Source organism: Ignavibacteriales bacterium, from assembly GCA_016709155.1.
Taxonomy (GTDB): Bacteria; Bacteroidota; Ignavibacteria; order Ignavibacteriales; family Ignavibacteriaceae; genus JADJEI01.
Window position 1 is genome coordinate 410819 of the sequence record JADJEI010000013.1, and the last position, 18021, is coordinate 428839.

Consider the following 18021-nt stretch of genomic DNA (forward strand, 5'->3'; position numbering starts at 1 on the left):
CTCTTAGTTACAAAATGGTGGGCAATAAGTTCCAAACTCAAGCGTAGATAATCCGAATGTAATGGATAAGACTTCTGCACGCTGTTCAATATTCAAAGATGTTCCTTCTCCCCGATATAATAAGTCATACACAACTGAAGAACTGTAAACTGTAAAAACATCTTCGCTATTTACTTTTAAATTTATTTCTTCCGATTGTGGAAATAACACATCACGCTTTGCATCAAGAATGATCAAACCGGATTCAGTTATCTTGAACATGATTGATTGTCCAGCCTGTTTCAGCAGAGATTCTAAAAATGATTTTGATACAAGAGTAATTTTACCGACTGCACCAAAATTAGTATTTGCTTCTTCACTTGAAATAATTTTACCTGCTTGTTGTGCAATCGTCAAAGAACTTAGAAATAATAATAATGCAAGAATGTAAACAGTTGGGGTTATATGTAAAACAAATTTATTCATAATAATTCATTTAATATTTTTATCTGTGTAAAGTTAAAGAGAAACTAACTCTGAGAAAATTACAAATATTTTTAATTGCTTTATGCTTATCGAATCCACTGTTCTGTATTAATAGTTTGTCAATTATGCTTCCTAATAAAATTCACAGCAAATTTTACAAGTTCAGATTTATTTTTAACATCTGCTTTCCGCATTAAATTAGCCCTATAGTAATCAATGGATTTTTTACTAAGGAATAATTGCTCTGCTATTTCTTTACTGGTTAACCCTTTCGAAATCAGATCGAGAATCTTTATTTCTTTCTCACTATAATTTGTTGGCGAATCGTTAGCAAATTTAGGAGACTGCTCAAAATCCTTAACCAATTTTTGAAGCGATAATTCATCCCACCTGCTTCCAAAATACTTCTTCCCTTTAAAAACATTTTGAATAGCAAAGTACAATTCACCCTCAAGTATGTTTTTATTTATCAAACCCATAGCACCTGATTTATAAGTCTCATACACATAATCTTCACTTTCAAACATAGATAAAAAAAGTACTTTTACCGATTTATCTTCAGCTTTAATTTTTTCAAATGCTTCTATGCCGGATAAACCAGGCATAGAAATATCAGCCAGCACAACATCCGGTTTAACCTGGAAGTATTTTTTATAAAGTTCTTCGCCGTTTTCTGCCTCGGCAACAACAACAAAATTTTGATTGTCGCTTAAAAGCCGTATTACACCCTGCCTGAACAGGGTATGATCATCAGCTACTAATATTTTGATAACCGGGTTTAACATCGTTTTTTTGTTTTAATGGAAATGAAGCCATTATGACAGTTCCCAAATTTTCAGAGGATTCAATTTCAAATGTTCCGTTTAATCTTTCAACGCTTTCCTGCATACTCATCAATCCCATCCCGTCAGAAACGTATTTGTCATTAATCAATTTTCTTGGACTAAATCCTATTCCATCATCTGATACGTATAAAGTTAAAGTGTGATTTTCAATTGAAAGTTTTACGTTAAAAGATTTTGCTTTTGAATGACGCAAAATATTATTTAATGCTTCCTGCACTACCCGATAAATACAAACTTCAACCTCTCCCCCTAAATTTATTGTCTGATCCGGAATTTGAATGTCATAAGTTAATCCCGATTCTTTTGCGACGTTATAACAGGTCGATTTTAGTGCTGTAAATAAACCAAGCTGATCAATACTCATTGGTTTTAATTCGTGGGCAAGAGAACGAGTTTCTTCCAGTGTGGATTCCAAAATTTCTAAAGTTCTGTCCACTTCATCTCCATTCAAACCCGACTGGACATAATTCTTGTATTTACTGACATTCATCTTTATCAACAATAAGTTTTGTGCGATTGAGTTATGCAGAATTTTAGAAATTCGATTTCGTTCATCTTCTACACTTGCCTGCAAATTTATTGATGCGCTGCGAAGCAGATTTTGGTAATGCTTCATTTGTTCATCGTAGGATTTCTTAGAAGTAATATCCCAAAAATAAAGTTGAGCCATGTCCAAAAATGAAATTCCATTACAATTTACTTCATAAAATCTATCATCAATCTGAATAGTTTTTGTAATCGTTTTGTCTTCCCTAATCAATTCTATAAAATTAAAATTCATCTCGGGTAAAATATTTTTTATTTTAGTATCATCAAGTTTTATTGCAGGAAAAAGTATTTTTGCTGATTTATTTATTCCTTTAATCTCACCAAATGGATCAATCCTTAATATTGGATTTGGATCCAGTTCAGAGAAAAGTGCAAGTAATTTGGAAGTGTTTATTTCAAACTGCTGTTGTTCTTCTCTTCTCTTTTTTAGTATTGGATTGTAAACATGTCTGTAAGAAGCATAGATGAAAACTATCAGCAGCAAAAATATTAAAATCGAAATGTACAAAGGGCTATAAATATCCTTTGTCAAATTTGTGTAATCTGAAATCTTCTCCTGTTGAAAAGACAAAAAGACCGTTTGTATGTAGTTTATAAGAAACATTTAAAATTATTTCTTTTTATTTCGATTTAACCCGCTAAAACTTAAACAAATGTTTAATAAACGAAAAGAGAAATTTTCCTTGTATAATTTTCTTAATATTTTCTAAACCTATTCATCGAAACTTGAGGTTTGGTTTGGTGACAGGGGGGAATTTTTCCCGATTCTTGCTGCCGGTCTGATATTTTTTCTTTTTGCTGCCCTCATAGCTGTCAACCTGTAATAGAACTCCCTCAAGCTTGCCATTGACTAATGGAGTCCGTTTTGAAGTTTTAAGTCCGATAAATTTTCTTAACTCCGGATCACCCGTGTAAATAAAGGCTGAAGTTCCTTTGCAATTTGTTTTTAAGAAATCTCCAAGCTCTTTGTAAAGAACTTCAACTTCACTTCTAATCCCGAGTCTGATTCCATAAGGGGGGTTGGTAATCAGTACTCCGTTTTCAAATTGATTTATATGCTGAAATGGTCTAACAGATAAATCTATATTTTCAGAAAATGGAAGTCTTGATAAATTTTCTTTTGCAACTTCAACTGCTATTTGCGATTTATCACTTCCCGAAATTAATCCTTTTGGTAAAGGTCTTATTTTCAATTCGTATTCTTCTTTAACTTTTTCCCACAAATTATTATCAAAATCCGGCAGATAAAAGAAGCCAAAATTCTTTCTAAGCACTTGGGCGGGAATTCTGCAGTAGTGCATTAATGCTTCACAAACAATTGTGCCCGAGCCGCACATACAATCGAGGAGGGGTTTTTCCCCATCCCATTTACTTAATCGGATAATCGCAGCGGCGAGAGTTTCCTGCATCGGTGCTTCGCCGGCAAGAAGGCGGTAGCCTCGCTTGTGCAACGATTCCCCTGAAGTATCAATACTCAAAACAGCTTTGTCTTTTTCGATGTGAAGATTGAACCTGACATCGGGATTGACTGTTTCAACATTCGGTCTTTTTCCGAATTTAGCTCGGAAGTAATCTGCAATTCCATCTTTTAATACCTGTGACGCATAAAGCGAATTATTGATTGAACTTTTTGTAACCGATGAAGTAATTGCAAAAGTTTTATCAACAGAAAATATTTCATCCCATTTAATTTTTTCGGCAATTTTCATTATTGCATATGAGTTGCTGCAATAAAAACTTACTATCGGGGCAAGTACACGGGATATTGTCCGGGCAGTATAATTTATTCGGTAAAGCGAAATTTTATCAGCCTCAAAATAAATACCCCGATAAATTACTTTTGTGTTTTTCGCGCCGAGCTCAATCAGTTCCTCTTCGCAAAGCTGTTCCATCTTTCCTGGAACCTGCGCAAAGAACTCATTATTCTGAAGGTATTCGTACATTAATAAATATTCCTTACTGATAAACTTTCTAAAACAATTTCTCTCTTATTTCTATAACAAATATAACAACACACCAAATAGTTTGACTAAGAATTTTAAGAATTGAAGATCAATAAAATCTAACCCGATTTATTGAAGGAAAATCACTTCTGTCCGAAAAAATTTTAAAATAAAAAAAAAAAAATTTTTTTTTTTTTTTTAAAAAGGATTTTTTTAAAACAAAAACCAATCCCCCTTAACCAAAAATAAATTTAATTTTTCCCAAAAAACACCTTTTAAAGGGGGTTGTTTTATTAATTTTTTTTTTTTTTTGGCTTTGCCTTCCCCCCCCCGCAAAAATCTTCGGTAAATTAAAAAAAAAAAAATTTTTTCCCCGTTTTCATGTTTTCATATTTTAAATAATTTAAAATTTTATTTTGAAAAACAACCAAAATTTTTTTTTTAAAAAAAATATTTTTGGAAAATATTTTATACTTTTTAAGGCACAGGTAATCATTAAGTTTGAGCCATTATTTTTATACATTTTATGGTGGAAAAATGCTCTCACGTTTTTTGTTTGTCCTTTTATTTCTCATTTCAAACTTGTCATTTACGCAGACAAATCAAAAATTAATTAAAGAGGGTGCCCCCAATGTTTTCATTAATTGCGGTTACTGTGATCTTAATTTTATTAAAGAGCAAATTCCAGTTGTTAATTATGTCAACGACAGAAACGATGCAGATATCAGCGTCTTATTAACAACACAATCAACCGGTGCCGGTGGTACTGAATACTCTTTATTTTTTTATGGGCAAAAATATTTTGATGGTGTAAACGATACTATAAAATTTTCCTCGGAGCCTTCAGAAGCACAGGATAAAATCAGAGACAAAACTGTTGATGCGTTAAAACTTGGCTTGGTAAAATATCTCTCCAAAAGTCCCATTGCTGATCAATTAATAATCACTTTCAAAAAGCAGGACGAAAGCAATGAAACGATAGAGGATGATTGGGATTTCTGGGTTTTCAAAACCAGCTTAACCGGAAGCTTGAGCGGTGAAGAAAGGAATAATTTTTTCTATTTAAATGGTTCCGTTTCGGCTAACCGGGTTACTGAAGATTTAAAACTTAAATTTTCAGTATCGAATTCATATAACGAGAGCAATTTTAAATATATTGATGGAGTTCAAGAAGTAAAAATAAAAAGCCTGAGTCGAAATCAAAGTCTTTATGCCTCGAGCTTTTTTTCAATAGATGATAATTGGTCCTGGGGATTTTCTTCAGACTTATACAAATCAACATATTCCAATATTGACCTGAGTTTAAGGCTTTCACCTGCAATTGAGTATAATTTCTTCCCTTATTCCGAATCAAACAAAAGACAGTTGAGAATTGATTACGAAGTATCTCCAACGTATAACAAATACATTTCCGAAACAATTTTTTTCAAGACGAATGAAAATCTCGTTAGCCAGGAATTATCAGCCACACTTTCGCTGATTGAGGAATGGGGGAGTACAGAATTTTCAATCAGCGGTGCAAATTATTTCCATGATATGAGCAAATATGAAATGGAGCTTTATGCAAGTATTTCCTGGCAGTTGTTCAGAGGATTTTCTTTAAGTCTCTATGGCAGTTTTTCAAAAATCAGAAATCAAATCTCACTTGAAAAGGGGGAGGCATCACTTGACGAAGTTCTTCTTCAGCGCAGACAGTTGGAAACCGGTTACTCCTATTACGCCGGATTTGGAGTTTCGTTTTCTTTCGGTTCAATCTATAATAATATAGTCAACCCGAGATTTGGCAACAGCAGCGGCGGAACTACAATTATTATTTCGGATTAGTTTACTACTTCGATATTGTTGAGACATCTAATAAGCTAATATTTACTATGTGCAGAAATTGCTCTTAGAAATAATTACTGCTCGCTCATCTTCAGATATACACTAAAAATACTTTTATCAACCCTATTGAATTATGCTATTTAAATTGTTATTTTTTAACCACAACGAATTAATAAATAATATGTTCTGGTTTATTCAATTATTTATTTTATGTCGTTTCTAAATTCGAGGGGATCGATAGGTTTCATTATTTAATCAACAATTTTTAAATCAAATTTAGGAGTATTGTTTATGAAAAGCTCTGTCCTAATGTTCGTTGCCCTGGTTTTTGTGCATCATTCATCTTATTACAATTGAATTGCTCTACGCAAGACGAAAAAAGTAATGACCAAAGATGAGATGATTGCAAGAGGAAAATACCTCACGACCATTGCCGGTTGTAATGATTGCCATACCCCCAAGATCATGACTGAAATGGGTCCGATGCCCGATACAAGCAGGCTTTTATCCGGGCAACCTGCGAACGAATCAAATTATGCAATTGATCCCAATGTTGTGGGACCGGGCAAGTGGATGCTCACTAATGGTCATCTCGCTTCGTGGGTTGGTCCGTGGGGTATTTCTTATTCCGCTAATCTGACTCGGATAATGCAACCGGCTTGGTGCTGTTTCCGAAGAAATGTTTATTAAAACTCTCAGGAAGGAAAATTGAAAGGGGTAGGCAGACCTTTATTACCTCCGATGCCCTGGCCAAATTTTGCACAGATGACAGATGATGATCTGAAATCAATCTATGCTTACCTGCGAACCATAAAACCCATTAATAATCCCGTTCCTTTGCCCGTGCCGCCGGACATGCTGGCAAGTATGAATAAATAGTTTTTTGGAGCAATGAGATAGAGGCTGTATCATTACTCGCTTTTTGTCAACCTGTCCCGATACATCGGGATCAGATTCTCATTTGTTTTGAAAATCGAAGCATTAGATTCCGATGGCATTGCTATGGAATGACATTTAAGAGACAGCCTCCATCTTTAATAAATAGAGTTTACTTCTAAAAGCCAAAACCGAAAGTGATAAAAATTATCTTGAAAGAAAGTGCAGTCGTTAGACAAACATATTGATAATCTTGTTTATGAGTTGTATGGATTGACCGAAGAGGAAATAATGATTGTGGATCGAAGAATAGAAGCAAATATTCGCACCATTGCTAAATTATTCAAATTCCTTTCTGCCCGCAACTATTCATGCTAAAAATTACCTCAAACCTCGAAAATCGTTAAATTTCGCACATAAGATGGTTCCTTCTGTAAATAAGATCACATCTTCTGTATCGCAGATAGCATCTTCTGTAAATAAGATCATATCTTCTGTACCGCAGATAACATCTTTGATACATAAGATCATATCTTCCGTATCGTAGATAGCATCTTCTGTAAATAAGATCACATCTTCTGTACCGCAGATAGCATCTTCTGTAAATAAGATTACATTTTCTGTACCGCAGGTGGTATCTTCGGCACCCAAGATTCTATCTTGGATACAGTATTTCTAATCTTGTGTGCCAATAAAAAAAAATTAGGCGAAGTTTTAAATAAAAAAAATCCCGCAGCAAAAGCAGGATTTTAATTTAAATCAAATAGGTTGAGTTAAAATTTAAGACGTGAAGTCAGAAGACTTATTAATAATTAAAATTCTTCGCTCCCATCCATCATTCCTTCACCATTACGGGGATCTTTTTTAGGTTTGTAGTTATTAAAATTAAGACGGACACTAAGCATTACAATCGGGGATTCCTTTTAAAGCTATTATAGGTTGAAAAATCCGGACCGGAAGAACTGAAACATGATTTGATGTTCCGAAAATATTCTGCACCTGAAGGGTGAGGGAAAGCATCTTTTCAAGAAAATCTTGTTTTGCAGAAATATCGGCAGAGTAAGATTCTTCCCAAGTCCCTTGTGATGAAACAGTGGGACTGTTATAATTCAGGTTCAGTTGAAGCTGCGTATCTACCCCCAGCTTAAAAACATTATTCAGCCGGGTGTTCCAGTTAAAACTTTTTCGGGAGAAAGATTCACCGTATAAAACTCCTTCAATTCTATAATCATAAATATTAGCCATAGCGTTTACGTTCCAGAATTTGAAAAGATCAAAAATGAACATAAACTCTGTTCCCGTAGAATAATCTTTTCCAATACTAGCCACCGAATTTAAGCTTACATTTTCTTCATAAACAGATCTGATCCGGTCAACTTTATTATTTGTAAAACGATGATAAACTTCGGCTGAAATCGATACGCTGCTAATGTAAGTTTGAATACCGCCTTCATAGGAATCTATTAATTCAGGAAGTAGGCTGGGGTTCCCGATACGAACATTGTTTGCGTCAATCCATGTAATGAATGGTTCAAGGTCCCATCCTCGCGGGCGTTGAATCCGGCGTGTGTAGCTTGCCATCAATTGAGTGCCTTCGCTGAATTTGTAAGATGAATGCAGGGTGGGGAAGTAGTCCCAGCGGTCAATTGTAAAATTCTGATCAGTATTAAGAAGAGTAATTGATCTGTAAGTATATTCACTTCTAAACCCTCCTGAATTCCGAAATCTCCAAACTGATCTGAGTAAATTCCATAGAAAGCCTGATTATTACTTTTGAATTTATTCAGGTTGCTAAACAGGGGCTGAAATTGATAAACACCTGAAAGAGTGTCATAAGTAAGCAGTTCATTATTCTCATCATTGTTTTGAAGATCGCCGGCATAACCGGATTCAAATTTTCTTGTCTCGGTCAGAGGTAACGTATAATCAATTTTAGCTTGAAAGCTTCTTGAAGGACCGAACTCATTTGTTCTTTGTCCATAAAAAACTTTATCATTTGAAATTGATTCTGTAATAGTTGAATCATCACCATTATCGTAACCGAAATTTAATTCGGTTTTTATTTCATGTCCTTTGCCTTCAAATCTATGAATATATGTCAGGTTAGCGCCGGCATAATCACCAATTCGATCACTCGTACTTGTACTTTTATATGTCGAAACGGAGGGGTCGAGAGATGTCCAGTTTTCAAAATCAGAATTGAAATTTCGCAAGCCATTGCGCGTTCCATAACGTCCCATTAGATTTATAAATTCACTTTCCCCCAGATTGAATTCCATTCCGGCTCTAACGCCCAACCCAATTCGTCCCCATTCAGTATCGCCTGAAGAATTAATAAATGAAGTTGTACTTCCGAAAAGGTATGTGTTTTCCTGCAACCTCGTTCCGGGAGAAATTCTCTTGTTGTAATCCATTCCCAAAACATACGTGACGTCTGAGGTTTTGTATTGAAATAAAAAATCACCGCCGTACTTTTCATTTAAGCCGACATTCGTATTGACAGTTCCACTCAACCCGAGGTTTTGATTTTTTTTCAAAATAATATTTATGATTCCAGCAGTACCTTCGGGATTATATTTAGCGGAGGGGTTAGTAATGATTTCAATATTCTGAATTGAGTTAGCCGGTATCTGCTGAAGCGCATCCTGCCCGCTGATTATTGAAGGTCTGCCGTCAATCAACACAGTAAAGTTTGAACTGCCCCGAAGGCTGACATTGCCGTCAATATCTACCGTGACAGAAGGTACATTTTGTAAAACATCAGCGGCGTTACCTGAAATGACAGTCTGCATTTTATCAACGTCAATAACTTTTTTATCAATCTGGTAGGAAACCGGCGAACGTTCACCCTCAACAACTACGTCGTTTAATTGGAGTGCATCGGGTACAATAAGAACATCGCCAAGAATGATCATTCTTTTATCGGCTGATAATTCTACATCGAACCTTTGGGATTGGTAACCGATGAATCTCACATCAAGTAAATATTTTCCAAAGGCAATATCACCCAACCTGAATTGACCATTCACATCAGTAACAGTTCCTGTGATAACGGATGAATCCTGAATTGACAGTAAAACAATATTAGCATATTCGATAGCTGCTTTAGAATCATTATCCAGCACACGACCAGCAACCATGCCGACATCTTTTTTCTCAAAATTCTTTTGAGCGAATAAATTTATACTGTTAGTCAGTATAATAAACAAAAGTAGTAAATAGATTTTTTTCATAGTTGAAATTACGAAGGTGTATTTATTTGTAAAAGGGATAATTATTTACTTAGGAGTTGTATCACATTAAAATTGTCATAATTTTGCAGGAAGTTAAAAATAGATATTTCCTGAATTATTAGACAGATAGAAATCTCTATGGGTTTAAAAGAATTTAGAATAAAAAAACTCCTATTATGAAGATTGATTTCAAACTCAGTACAATATCCAATGAATAATTTACAACTGAATCCCGTTTTAATAAACAGCATCGGAGATATCTCCAATGCAAGTTTAAAATTAAAAGAAAAAAATTTTCACATGATGATTTTTGAACACTTGAAAATATTTAGTATTTTTTCATTTGCAAATTTGACCGATACATTACATTTATTAAGTAAGTTTGTAAAGTAAAATGAAAAAAATCCGAATATTGCTTGTTGAAGACAATCGCCTTTTGCGAGAAGGCATTTCCGATTTGCTTAAAAAGCAGCCAGATATGGCAGTTGTTACGACCGTCGGTAATGGCGAAAACATTTTGGCGCTAATTGGTAAGCTAAAACCAAGTATCGTACTCCTGGATCTTGGTTTACGAAGTCAAAACAGTTTGCATATTGTAAAATTAGTTAAGAAAGATTTTTCTGAAATAAAAATAGTTGTGATGGATCTTGTACCATTACAAGCAGATGTTTTTCAATTTGTGCAAGCCGGTGTTTCAGGATTTATGTTAAAAGATATAAGTGTCACAGAATTTTTAAAAACTCTTCGATCAGTTTATGATGGAGTGCAGGTTTTACCACCGAATTTGACCGGTTCACTGTTTTCTCAAATCGTTGACTATGCAATTAACGGATCCAAACCGTCTGCAATTGAGGAGTCGGTTCGAATGACAAAGCGTGAGAAACAAGTTATTGAACTGATTGCAAATGGTTCTACCAATAAAGAGATCGCGCAAAATCTTCATCTCTCAACCTACACGGTCAAAAGTCACGTTCATAATATCCTTGAAAAATTAGCGCTTAACACACGTGTACAAATTGCAAAACACGCCCACCTTTCTGAAGCTTACAAAACCGCAATAGAAACAACCTCAATACTCTACGAATAATTCTGTTTTTCTTTAACTACACCAGTTAAAGATTTAATCCCTTTTTCATCCCTTTGGACTATTTTTTTGATTCACGAGTTTTTCTATAATCTATCGTGAAATATTATATAACTATAAACTCTTCAATTTTGTATGACAGATCAAATGTGGATTGAAGAATCAAAATTTATTTGGACGAGATATTATGAAAAAAAGAGAAGTAAAATTTAAAAGAAGAACCCTTCTAAAATCCCCTACTAGCATTCAGGGATTTGATGAAATAACAAGCGGCGGATTGCCAAAAGGCAGACCAACACTTGTATGCGGGGGTGCAGGCTGCGGCAAGACATTATTTGCGATGGAATTTCTTGTTCGAGGTGCAACTGTTTACAATGAGCCCGGAGTTTTTATATCATTCGAGGAAACGGAGAAAGAATTAATATCTAATGTAGCTTCCCTGGGGTTTGACCTGGCTAATCTTAAAAAACACAAAAAGATTTGGCTCGAGCATATTAATGTTGAGCGGGGAGAAATAGAACATAACGGTGAATATGATTTAAAAGGATTGTTCGTTCATATCCATAATGCTATAGAAAGTATTGGCGCTAAACGAGTTGTGCTGGACACTATTGAAACGCTTTTTTCAGAACTGCCTAATCCTACTATGGTTCGTACAGAACTGCGAAGGTTATTTAGCTGGTTAAAAAAGAAAAATGTAACAACAATAGTAACAGGGGAAAAAGGTGAGGGTACACTAACACGACAAAGTTTGGAAGAGTACGTTTCCGATTGTGTTATTCTGCTGGATCATCGCGTTACCGATCAATCATCTATACGACGATTGCGCATTATTAAATATCGCGGTTCAACTCACGGCACTAATGAATATCCTTTCTTAATTGATGAAGATGGATTTTCTGTTCTACCGGTCACTTCGCTTGGATTAAATCACGTTTCGTCCAAAGAAAGAATTTCAACAGGTATTCCGCGGCTTGATACAATGATGTCTGGTAAAGGTTACTATCGCACCAGCACTATACTCGTTTCCGGCACTGCAGGTACTGGAAAAACAAGTCTTGCAGCTCAGTTCGTTGAAGAGGCTTGTAAACGAGGTGAGCGAGTGCTTTATTTTGCTTTTGAAGAATCTCCGAGTCAGTTCATGCGCAATATGTCTTCGATAGGGATACACTTAGAGCCCTGGGTAAAAAAAGGATTGCTTCACTTTCATGCAACCCGCCCAACACTTCATGGATTAGAACATCATTTAACAACAACCATAAAATTAATTAATAAAGTTCAACCGCAAATTGTAGTTCTTGATCCCATTGATGCATTTATTATTGGAAACAATCAAACCGAAGTTAAAATAATGCTGCTACGTTTAGTAGATTTTTTGAAGATGAGGAATATTACTGCATTGTTTGCAAGTCTTTCCAATGGAGGCGAAAACCAGGAGCTTACAGATATGGCGATATCATCATTGATAGATACCTGGATTCTATTGCGTGATATTGAAATAGGCGGTGAACGAAATAGAGGATTGTATATTCTTAAATCGCGCGGAATGGATCATTCAAACCAAATCCGTGAATTTAAACTCACAGATCATGGAATCGAACTGCTGGATGTATATGTGGGTCCTGAAGGTGTATTAACGGGTTCAGCCCGATTATCACAGGAAGCCAAAAATGATGCAGAGCAATTAGCACGTCAGCAGGAAATTGATCGCAAACAATCTGGAATAGAACTTAAACGTGCTGCATTGGAAGCTCAAATTGTTGTATTAAAGTCCGAGTTCCAAGAAGAAGAATCTGAAGCGATAAAGCTTATCGAAATGGAAAAAGCATACTCTAAAAAGTTTGCTGATGATAAAAGAAATATGGCAAAGAGCAGGAAGGCTGATAAGTTGATAAAAAAAACTTTAATAATGTAATCATAAATAAAAGAAAACAACAAAGGAGAAAATCATGAGCAAAGGTCAGGATAGTAAAAAGGGTTCAAAGAAAGAACCTGCAAAAACAATGAAAGAAAAAAAAGCTGCAAAGCGTGATAAGAAAAATGAGAAAAATAAACCGGGATTACTCAATCAATAGTTTTCCTTCTTTGATTGTTGAGTTCACCTGGTAGATGTTCTCCAATTTTGTTTTAGATCTAGCATTTGAGAGGTTAAATAAATTTTAGAACCTGCTCAAAGGAAATTATTATTCAACCAACAGATGTAGTTCCTTTTTCATCCCTCTGACTGATTGTATAAAATAATATTTCTATCTAACATCATCCCATAATAAATTGTCATAAATGTATAAATGGAAAAAAATATTTCACAACAGTCCAAAACTGAAAAAGAAACAACTGAAATTGCAATAGACGAATCTCCTGAGATTATAACTGATTCGATGTTCAAAAAATTCTTTTTGGAAGTAGCCTCGATTACGACTTTTACTTTTCGCTTTTTTAAGGAAGTAATTAAACCTCCGTATGAGTTTAATGAAGTAATGAAACAATCTTTTCTGATTGGTTACAAATCACTTCCTTTGGTAGCGATTACCGGATTTATAATTGGACTGGTGTTAACTATTCAATCAAGACCTACTTTGGCAAAGTTTGGATCTGAGTCTTTGCTGCCTGCTATGGTTGCAGTTTCGATTATACGTGAAATAGGTCCGGTTATAACTGCGCTGATCTTTGCAGGAAAAGTTGGATCAGGAATTGGAGCAGAATTGGCTTCAATGAATGTTACAGAACAAATAGATGCGATGCAGGTCTCAGACACTAATCCATTTAAATATCTTGTTGTCACAAGAGTTGTTTCTGCAACCTTAATGCTTCCGATCCTGGTAATTCTTGCTGATGGTGTTGGTTTATTAGGATCATTTGTCGGTGTTAATATTAAAGGAACCGTGAGTGCTTACTTATTTTTTTCTCAGATATTTCAAAGTCTGGAATTTCAAGATCTGCTGCCTGCTATCGTAAAAACTTTTTTCTTCGGATTTGCAATCGGACTAATAGGAAGTTATAAAGGATATAATTCGAACAAAGGTACCGAGGGTGTCGGGCTAGCTGCAAACTCAGCAGTTGTATTATCATCACTAATGGTTTTCATAATAGATATGATAGCGGTGCAAATTACAAGTGTGCTTCAAAACTAAATTGAGCAATTAGAAAGATGCAAGACAATTCAATCAATATAGAAGTTAAAACTGAAACTGATAATGAGCAGAAGAGTGATGTTGTGATTGAAATGCAGCATCTAAAGAAATCATTCGGGAATAACCACGTATTACGGGATATTAATCTGGTTATTAATAAAGGTGAAAACCTTGCAATACTCGGTCAATCCGGAACCGGCAAATCAGTACTTATTAAATGTATTGTTGGATTAGTAGAAATTGATGACGGCAAGCTTTTAATATTTGGACAAAATATTTCTGAACTGAAAAATAAAGACCTGATTGAAATACAAAAAAGAATTGGTTTCCTTTTTCAAAGCGGTGCTCTTTATGATTCTATGACAGTAAGAGAAAATCTTGAATTTCCTCTTAGAAAAAAAATAAGTTCTATTCCGAAAGATGAATTAGAATCACTTATAAAAGAATCATTGCACGATGTAGGACTTGATAAAGCAATTGATAAAACACCTTCAGAACTTTCCGGAGGTATGCGTAAGAGGTTAGGTTTAGCACGAACATTAATTTTAAAACCAGAAATAATGCTTTATGATGAACCTACAACCGGGCTGGATCCTATAACATCAAAAGAAATAAGTAACCTTATTCTTGAAGTGCAAAAAAAATACAATACTACTTCCATCATCATAACACACGATATTGAATGCACAAGGCTAACAGCAAATCGAATAATAGTCATTAAAGATGGGGTGTGTGCGGCAGAAGGGACTTTTAACGAACTGGAAAAATCCGCAGACCCATGGATAAGATCATTTTTTGAATAAAAAAGAATGCAATTAAGCAGGAGTATTTAAAATGAAAAAAAATTCAACTAATAAAATCAAGCTTGGGATATTTGTTACACTTGGTTTAGTGGTTTTGATTTTAGCAATATATTTTATCGGTGAGAAACAACAATTATTTAGAAGCACATTTCGTTTAACCGGAGTTTTCAAAGATGTCGGCGGACTTCAAATTGGTAATAACGTTAGATTATCAGGAATTAATATCGGGACTGTAGAAAATGTTAGCTTGATTAGTGATACTTCGGTCAGAGTAGAAGTATTGATTGATGAAAGCACGCGACAGTTTATAAGAAAAGATGCAGTAGCAAGTATTGGGTCAGAAGGTCTTATGGGTAACAAAGTTTTAGTTATAATTCCGGGAACGGGTTCACAGAAAGTAATAGAAAACAATGATGTTATCGCAACAAGCCGACCCCTGGAATTAGATGAAATTATGAAATCACTAAAAACAACTATTGATAATACTTCCCTGATTACAGGAGATTTGGCTAAGATCACAACCAATATAGAGTCAGGTAAAGGAACAATTGGAAGGCTTATGATGGATTCATCCTGGCGACAAAATATTCAATCTACTATAATAAATTTAGAAAAGGGCTCAGCAGGATTTAAAGTGTTCATGGATAACGCACAAGAGGTGGATGAAATTCTTGCATCATTTAAAGCAGTAATTGAAAATACAGCCACTATTACAGAAGATTTAGGAAAGATTACAACCAATCTTGGAGAAGGAAAAGGAATAATTGGTAAACTTTTTATGGATGAATCGTCTGCGCAAAATATCGATTCTACTTTCTTTTACTTGAAAGAAGGTTCAGCCGGGTTTAAAATTCTAATGGAGAAAGCAAAAGATAGCTGGCTGCTGTGGGGATTTTAATTCCTAATACAAGTTTATCAGTATCGGGTTCTCTTCTGTCTCAGTGTTAAAATTTAAAGATTTCGAAACGGTTAGAAATGGCATTTCTCTGATAGACTCAATAATGTTGCAGTTTAACAAAGTTACTCAGCTAAAGGATGTAGTTCCTTTTTCATCCCAATGTCCGATTGAAACATTTTTCTCTTCTTCATACTTTATTATTGAAAATTAAACGAAAGGATATTTACAATGTTATATACAATCGCTGTTGTTCTTATAGTTTTATGGCTGCTTGGGTTAGTCACTTCCTATACAATGGGTGGAGTTATTCACGTTCTACTTGTCATTGCTGTCATTATGGTTTTAGTAAACATTATTAGTGGACGACGCTCAGTCTGAATATGAGTTGAGCTATAAATAATTTAGTATTAAACGTGCTAAGGTTATGGGATTAAATCAACATTTGTACTGTGTTATAGGAATATTGTAATGTTCATTAATAGTATATGATTTTGAAAGAACAAATCAATTCTTCTGGTGAAATACGCTTCCTTTTGGTTGCGGCGGCACTTGTAATAATCATGGCAGGAATTTTCCTAGCCCAATCAGTCGTTATATTATTTCTTGTTTCAGTATTTCTTGCTTCGCTCGGAGTCCCTTCGCTACTCTGGTTAAAAGAAAAACATATTCCTTCTGGAATTGCAGTGTTCATGGTTATGGCTGTTATGATAATCATTCTGCTTTTAATTGGCGCACAAATTGGCACATCCTTCAGCAGTTTTATAACTGAACTACCCTCATTGCAATCTCGTATTCGAGAGCAGGTTGTAGAGTTCAATGCCATGATCTCAAGCAAAGGTTTTGTAATTGAAGAGAAATTTTTTCTTGAATATATTAACCCCGAAGCAATAATGAAACTTACTGCAGGTTTTTTAACCGGATTGAGTTCTGTTCTGTCCGATCTCGTTTTAATCCTTCTAACAGTAACCTTTATTTTACTTGAAGTCTCGAGCTTTCCGATAAAACTTCGCGCTGTGCTTGGAGATCCAAAACAGGCGTTTCCTCAATTCACAAAGTTTGTTAATGACATGAAACGCTATATGATTATTAAAACCCTCATCAGTTTAGCCACGGGCATTTTGGTAGCGATCTGGTTATTCATTCTGGGTGTGGATTACCCAATACTCTGGGGTTTTATAGCTTTTCTACTTAATTACATTCCTAATATAGGATCTATAGTTGCCGCTATTCCAGCAGTGATTTTAGCATTTATTCAATTTGGAATCGGCAGCGCTTTAATGGTGACAGCGGGATATGTAGCAGTCAATTTTATAATAGGAAATATGATAGAACCACGTATGATGGGAAGAAGACTTGGGCTCTCCACCTTAGTTGTCTTTCCTTCATTAATTTTTTGGGGTGGTTTGCTTGGCTTGGTAGGTGCAATTTTATCTGTTCCACTCACTATGGCACTGAAGTTTGCGTTTGATAATAACGAAAGGACAAAATGGATTGCCGTATTGCTTGGATCAGAAAAATTCGATGAATATTCTGTCCCAATTTCAAAGAAGAATAAATTATAAAAAATCTTCTGAAGGCAGACTTTTCATCTAAATGATGTAGTTCCTTTTTCATCCTTTTGTACGATTGTACCAACCTGAATTACTTCATATCATATAATAGAAATCATTAAACCATTTGATGAAATGTCTTTTGCGGATCACTAATTCAGAAACCGCAAAAAATGGTTCTCAAGATCATGATCTCTGATTACTGAGATCCAGAATACAAAAATATTATGAAAGGAAGAGAGTTATGTCACTTATAACATTAGTAATTGTTCTGGTTGTTGTTGGAGTAGTATTATGGCTTATCAACAGCTATATTCCGATGCAATCTACCATTAAGAAAATTTTGAATGCGGTAGTAATTATTGTAGTTGTTCTATGGCTATTAAGCGCCTTCGGAATAATAGATAATATCGATACGATTCGTATTGGAAACTAGATAATTATATCAGTATGATTTATCCTTATTTGAATGAATTCCGTTAAGGAACACTTAAAATGAAACCGATGGACATTGGTTTTAGGTGCGAATTATTTGCAAAAAATATAAGAGGTCAATTATGGAGATTATAGGAACTCTAGTTGTCGGTTTAATTGCAGGCGTAATTGCAAAATTACTAATGCCCGGTAAAGACCCGGGTGGCTGCATAATTACTATTCTACTTGGAATTGCCAGTGCATTTGTTGCAACTTATCTTGGTAAATTATTAGGTGTTTATGAACCAGGTGATACCGCCGGTTTTATTGGTGCAACTATTGGAGCAATAATTATTTTATGGTTCTACAGGATTATCCTTAAGAAAAAAGAGTAAGATATTATTAA

At 34.8% G+C, this 18021-nt stretch carries 19 protein-coding genes; 12 read left to right on the top strand and 7 right to left on the bottom strand.

The window, feature by feature from the left end:
• Positions 1–3: 3 nt before the first annotated feature.
• From IPH11_15045 to IPH11_15060, 4 genes are all read right to left on the bottom strand, one after another.
• Positions 4–465: a hypothetical protein gene (locus IPH11_15045; GenBank protein ID MBK6914898.1), complete on the bottom strand. Its 462-nt coding sequence runs from the start codon at positions 463–465 to the stop codon at positions 4–6.
• 119 nt (positions 466–584) lie between these two features.
• Positions 585–1250: a response regulator transcription factor gene (locus IPH11_15050; GenBank protein ID MBK6914899.1), complete on the bottom strand. Its 666-nt coding sequence runs from the start codon at positions 1248–1250 to the stop codon at positions 585–587.
• Positions 1216–2463: a sensor histidine kinase gene (locus IPH11_15055; protein ID MBK6914900.1), complete on the bottom strand. Its 1248-nt coding sequence runs from the start codon at positions 2461–2463 to the stop codon at positions 1216–1218. Before IPH11_15055 ends, IPH11_15050 begins: the two co-directional genes overlap by 35 nt.
• A gap of 112 nt (positions 2464–2575) precedes the next feature.
• Positions 2576–3802, bottom strand: coding sequence for a class I SAM-dependent RNA methyltransferase (locus IPH11_15060; protein MBK6914901.1), 1227 nt, complete (start codon positions 3800–3802; stop codon positions 2576–2578).
• A gap of 537 nt (positions 3803–4339) precedes the next feature.
• On the opposite strand from IPH11_15060, the gene IPH11_15065 reads away from it, so the two are divergent.
• The 4 genes from IPH11_15065 (at position 4340) to IPH11_15080 (ending at position 6880) form a co-directional block, all read left to right on the top strand.
• Positions 4340–5626 carry a hypothetical protein gene (locus IPH11_15065; protein MBK6914902.1) on the top strand — a complete coding sequence of 429 codons (1287 nt, stop codon included), beginning with the start codon at positions 4340–4342 and terminating at the stop codon, positions 5624–5626.
• 384 nt (positions 5627–6010) lie between these two features.
• Positions 6011–6316: a hypothetical protein gene (locus IPH11_15070; GenBank protein ID MBK6914903.1), complete on the top strand. Its 306-nt coding sequence runs from the start codon at positions 6011–6013 to the stop codon at positions 6314–6316.
• An 18-nt stretch (positions 6317–6334) separates the two neighbouring features.
• Positions 6335–6505 carry a hypothetical protein gene (locus tag IPH11_15075; protein MBK6914904.1) on the top strand — a complete coding sequence of 57 codons (171 nt, stop codon included), beginning with the start codon at positions 6335–6337 and terminating at the stop codon, positions 6503–6505.
• Between the two features lie 219 nt (positions 6506–6724).
• Positions 6725–6880: a hypothetical protein gene (locus tag IPH11_15080; protein MBK6914905.1), complete on the top strand. Its 156-nt coding sequence runs from the start codon at positions 6725–6727 to the stop codon at positions 6878–6880.
• Between the two features lie 3 nt (positions 6881–6883).
• On the opposite strand, the gene IPH11_15085 is transcribed toward IPH11_15080, so the two are convergent.
• The 3 genes from IPH11_15085 to IPH11_15095 all read right to left on the bottom strand — a co-directional run bounded on the left by IPH11_15085 (position 6884) and on the right by IPH11_15095 (position 9735).
• The gene (locus tag IPH11_15085) at positions 6884–7153 is read right to left on the bottom strand and encodes a hypothetical protein (GenBank protein MBK6914906.1); all 270 of its coding nucleotides are present in this window, start codon (positions 7151–7153) and stop codon (positions 6884–6886) included.
• A 246-nt stretch (positions 7154–7399) separates the two neighbouring features.
• Complete coding sequence (locus IPH11_15090) at positions 7400–8083, bottom strand: TonB-dependent receptor family protein (protein ID MBK6914907.1); 684 nt, start codon at positions 8081–8083, stop codon at positions 7400–7402.
• Positions 8083–9735, bottom strand: a complete 1653-nt coding sequence (locus tag IPH11_15095; protein ID MBK6914908.1) for an outer membrane beta-barrel protein — start codon at positions 9733–9735, stop codon at positions 8083–8085. The genes IPH11_15090 and IPH11_15095 overlap by 1 nt, the downstream gene beginning before the upstream one ends.
• Positions 9736–10129: 394 nt before the next feature.
• On the opposite strand from IPH11_15095, the gene IPH11_15100 reads away from it, so the two are divergent.
• The 8 genes from IPH11_15100 to IPH11_15135 all read left to right on the top strand — a co-directional run bounded on the left by IPH11_15100 (position 10130) and on the right by IPH11_15135 (position 18010).
• Positions 10130–10822: a response regulator transcription factor gene (locus tag IPH11_15100; protein ID MBK6914909.1), complete on the top strand. Its 693-nt coding sequence runs from the start codon at positions 10130–10132 to the stop codon at positions 10820–10822.
• A 184-nt stretch (positions 10823–11006) separates the two neighbouring features.
• The gene (gene kaiC, locus IPH11_15105) at positions 11007–12734 is read left to right on the top strand and encodes a circadian clock protein KaiC (protein MBK6914910.1); all 1728 of its coding nucleotides are present in this window, start codon (positions 11007–11009) and stop codon (positions 12732–12734) included.
• 463 nt (positions 12735–13197) lie between these two features.
• Entirely contained in the window at positions 13198–13950 is a 753-nt protein-coding gene (locus IPH11_15110; GenBank protein ID MBK6914911.1) for an ABC transporter permease, read from the top strand.
• A 17-nt stretch (positions 13951–13967) separates the two neighbouring features.
• Positions 13968–14753, top strand: coding sequence for an ATP-binding cassette domain-containing protein (locus IPH11_15115; protein ID MBK6914912.1), 786 nt, complete (start codon positions 13968–13970; stop codon positions 14751–14753).
• A gap of 31 nt (positions 14754–14784) precedes the next feature.
• A complete protein-coding gene (locus tag IPH11_15120) occupies positions 14785–15651 on the top strand; it encodes an MCE family protein (protein ID MBK6914913.1) in 867 nt (288 codons plus the stop codon).
• Between the two features lie 228 nt (positions 15652–15879).
• Complete coding sequence (locus IPH11_15125) at positions 15880–16029, top strand: lmo0937 family membrane protein (GenBank protein MBK6914914.1); 150 nt, start codon at positions 15880–15882, stop codon at positions 16027–16029.
• Between the two features lie 113 nt (positions 16030–16142).
• Entirely contained in the window at positions 16143–17213 is a 1071-nt protein-coding gene (locus IPH11_15130; GenBank protein MBK6914915.1) for an AI-2E family transporter, read from the top strand.
• A 545-nt stretch (positions 17214–17758) separates the two neighbouring features.
• Complete coding sequence (locus IPH11_15135) at positions 17759–18010, top strand: GlsB/YeaQ/YmgE family stress response membrane protein (GenBank protein ID MBK6914916.1); 252 nt, start codon at positions 17759–17761, stop codon at positions 18008–18010.
• The last annotated feature ends 11 nt before the right edge of the window (positions 18011–18021 follow it).

Excerpts from the sequence above, each read along its gene's own strand:
- kaiC (MBK6914910.1), top strand. The coding sequence starts at position 11,007 with ATGAAAAAAAGAGAAGTAAAATTTAAAAGAAGAACCCTTCTAAAATCC.
- IPH11_15050 (MBK6914899.1), bottom strand. The coding sequence starts at position 1,250 with ATGTTAAACCCGGTTATCAAAATATTAGTAGCTGATGATCATACCCTG.
- IPH11_15120 (MBK6914913.1), top strand. The coding sequence starts at position 14,785 with ATGAAAAAAAATTCAACTAATAAAATCAAGCTTGGGATATTTGTTACA.
- IPH11_15070 (MBK6914903.1), top strand. The coding sequence starts at position 6,011 with ATGACCAAAGATGAGATGATTGCAAGAGGAAAATACCTCACGACCATT.
- IPH11_15110 (MBK6914911.1), top strand. The coding sequence starts at position 13,198 with ATGTTCAAAAAATTCTTTTTGGAAGTAGCCTCGATTACGACTTTTACT.
- IPH11_15125 (MBK6914914.1), top strand. The coding sequence starts at position 15,880 with ATGTTATATACAATCGCTGTTGTTCTTATAGTTTTATGGCTGCTTGGG.
- IPH11_15115 (MBK6914912.1), top strand. The coding sequence starts at position 13,968 with ATGCAAGACAATTCAATCAATATAGAAGTTAAAACTGAAACTGATAAT.
- IPH11_15100 (MBK6914909.1), top strand. The coding sequence starts at position 10,130 with ATGAAAAAAATCCGAATATTGCTTGTTGAAGACAATCGCCTTTTGCGA.
- IPH11_15065 (MBK6914902.1), top strand. The coding sequence starts at position 4,340 with ATGCTCTCACGTTTTTTGTTTGTCCTTTTATTTCTCATTTCAAACTTG.
- IPH11_15090 (MBK6914907.1), bottom strand. The coding sequence starts at position 8,083 with ATGGCAAGCTACACACGCCGGATTCAACGCCCGCGAGGATGGGACCTT.
- IPH11_15095 (MBK6914908.1), bottom strand. The coding sequence starts at position 9,735 with ATGAAAAAAATCTATTTACTACTTTTGTTTATTATACTGACTAACAGT.
- IPH11_15060 (MBK6914901.1), bottom strand. The coding sequence starts at position 3,802 with ATGTACGAATACCTTCAGAATAATGAGTTCTTTGCGCAGGTTCCAGGA.
- IPH11_15055 (MBK6914900.1), bottom strand. The coding sequence starts at position 2,463 with ATGTTTCTTATAAACTACATACAAACGGTCTTTTTGTCTTTTCAACAG.
- IPH11_15135 (MBK6914916.1), top strand. The coding sequence starts at position 17,759 with ATGGAGATTATAGGAACTCTAGTTGTCGGTTTAATTGCAGGCGTAATT.
- IPH11_15045 (MBK6914898.1), bottom strand. The coding sequence starts at position 465 with ATGAATAAATTTGTTTTACATATAACCCCAACTGTTTACATTCTTGCA.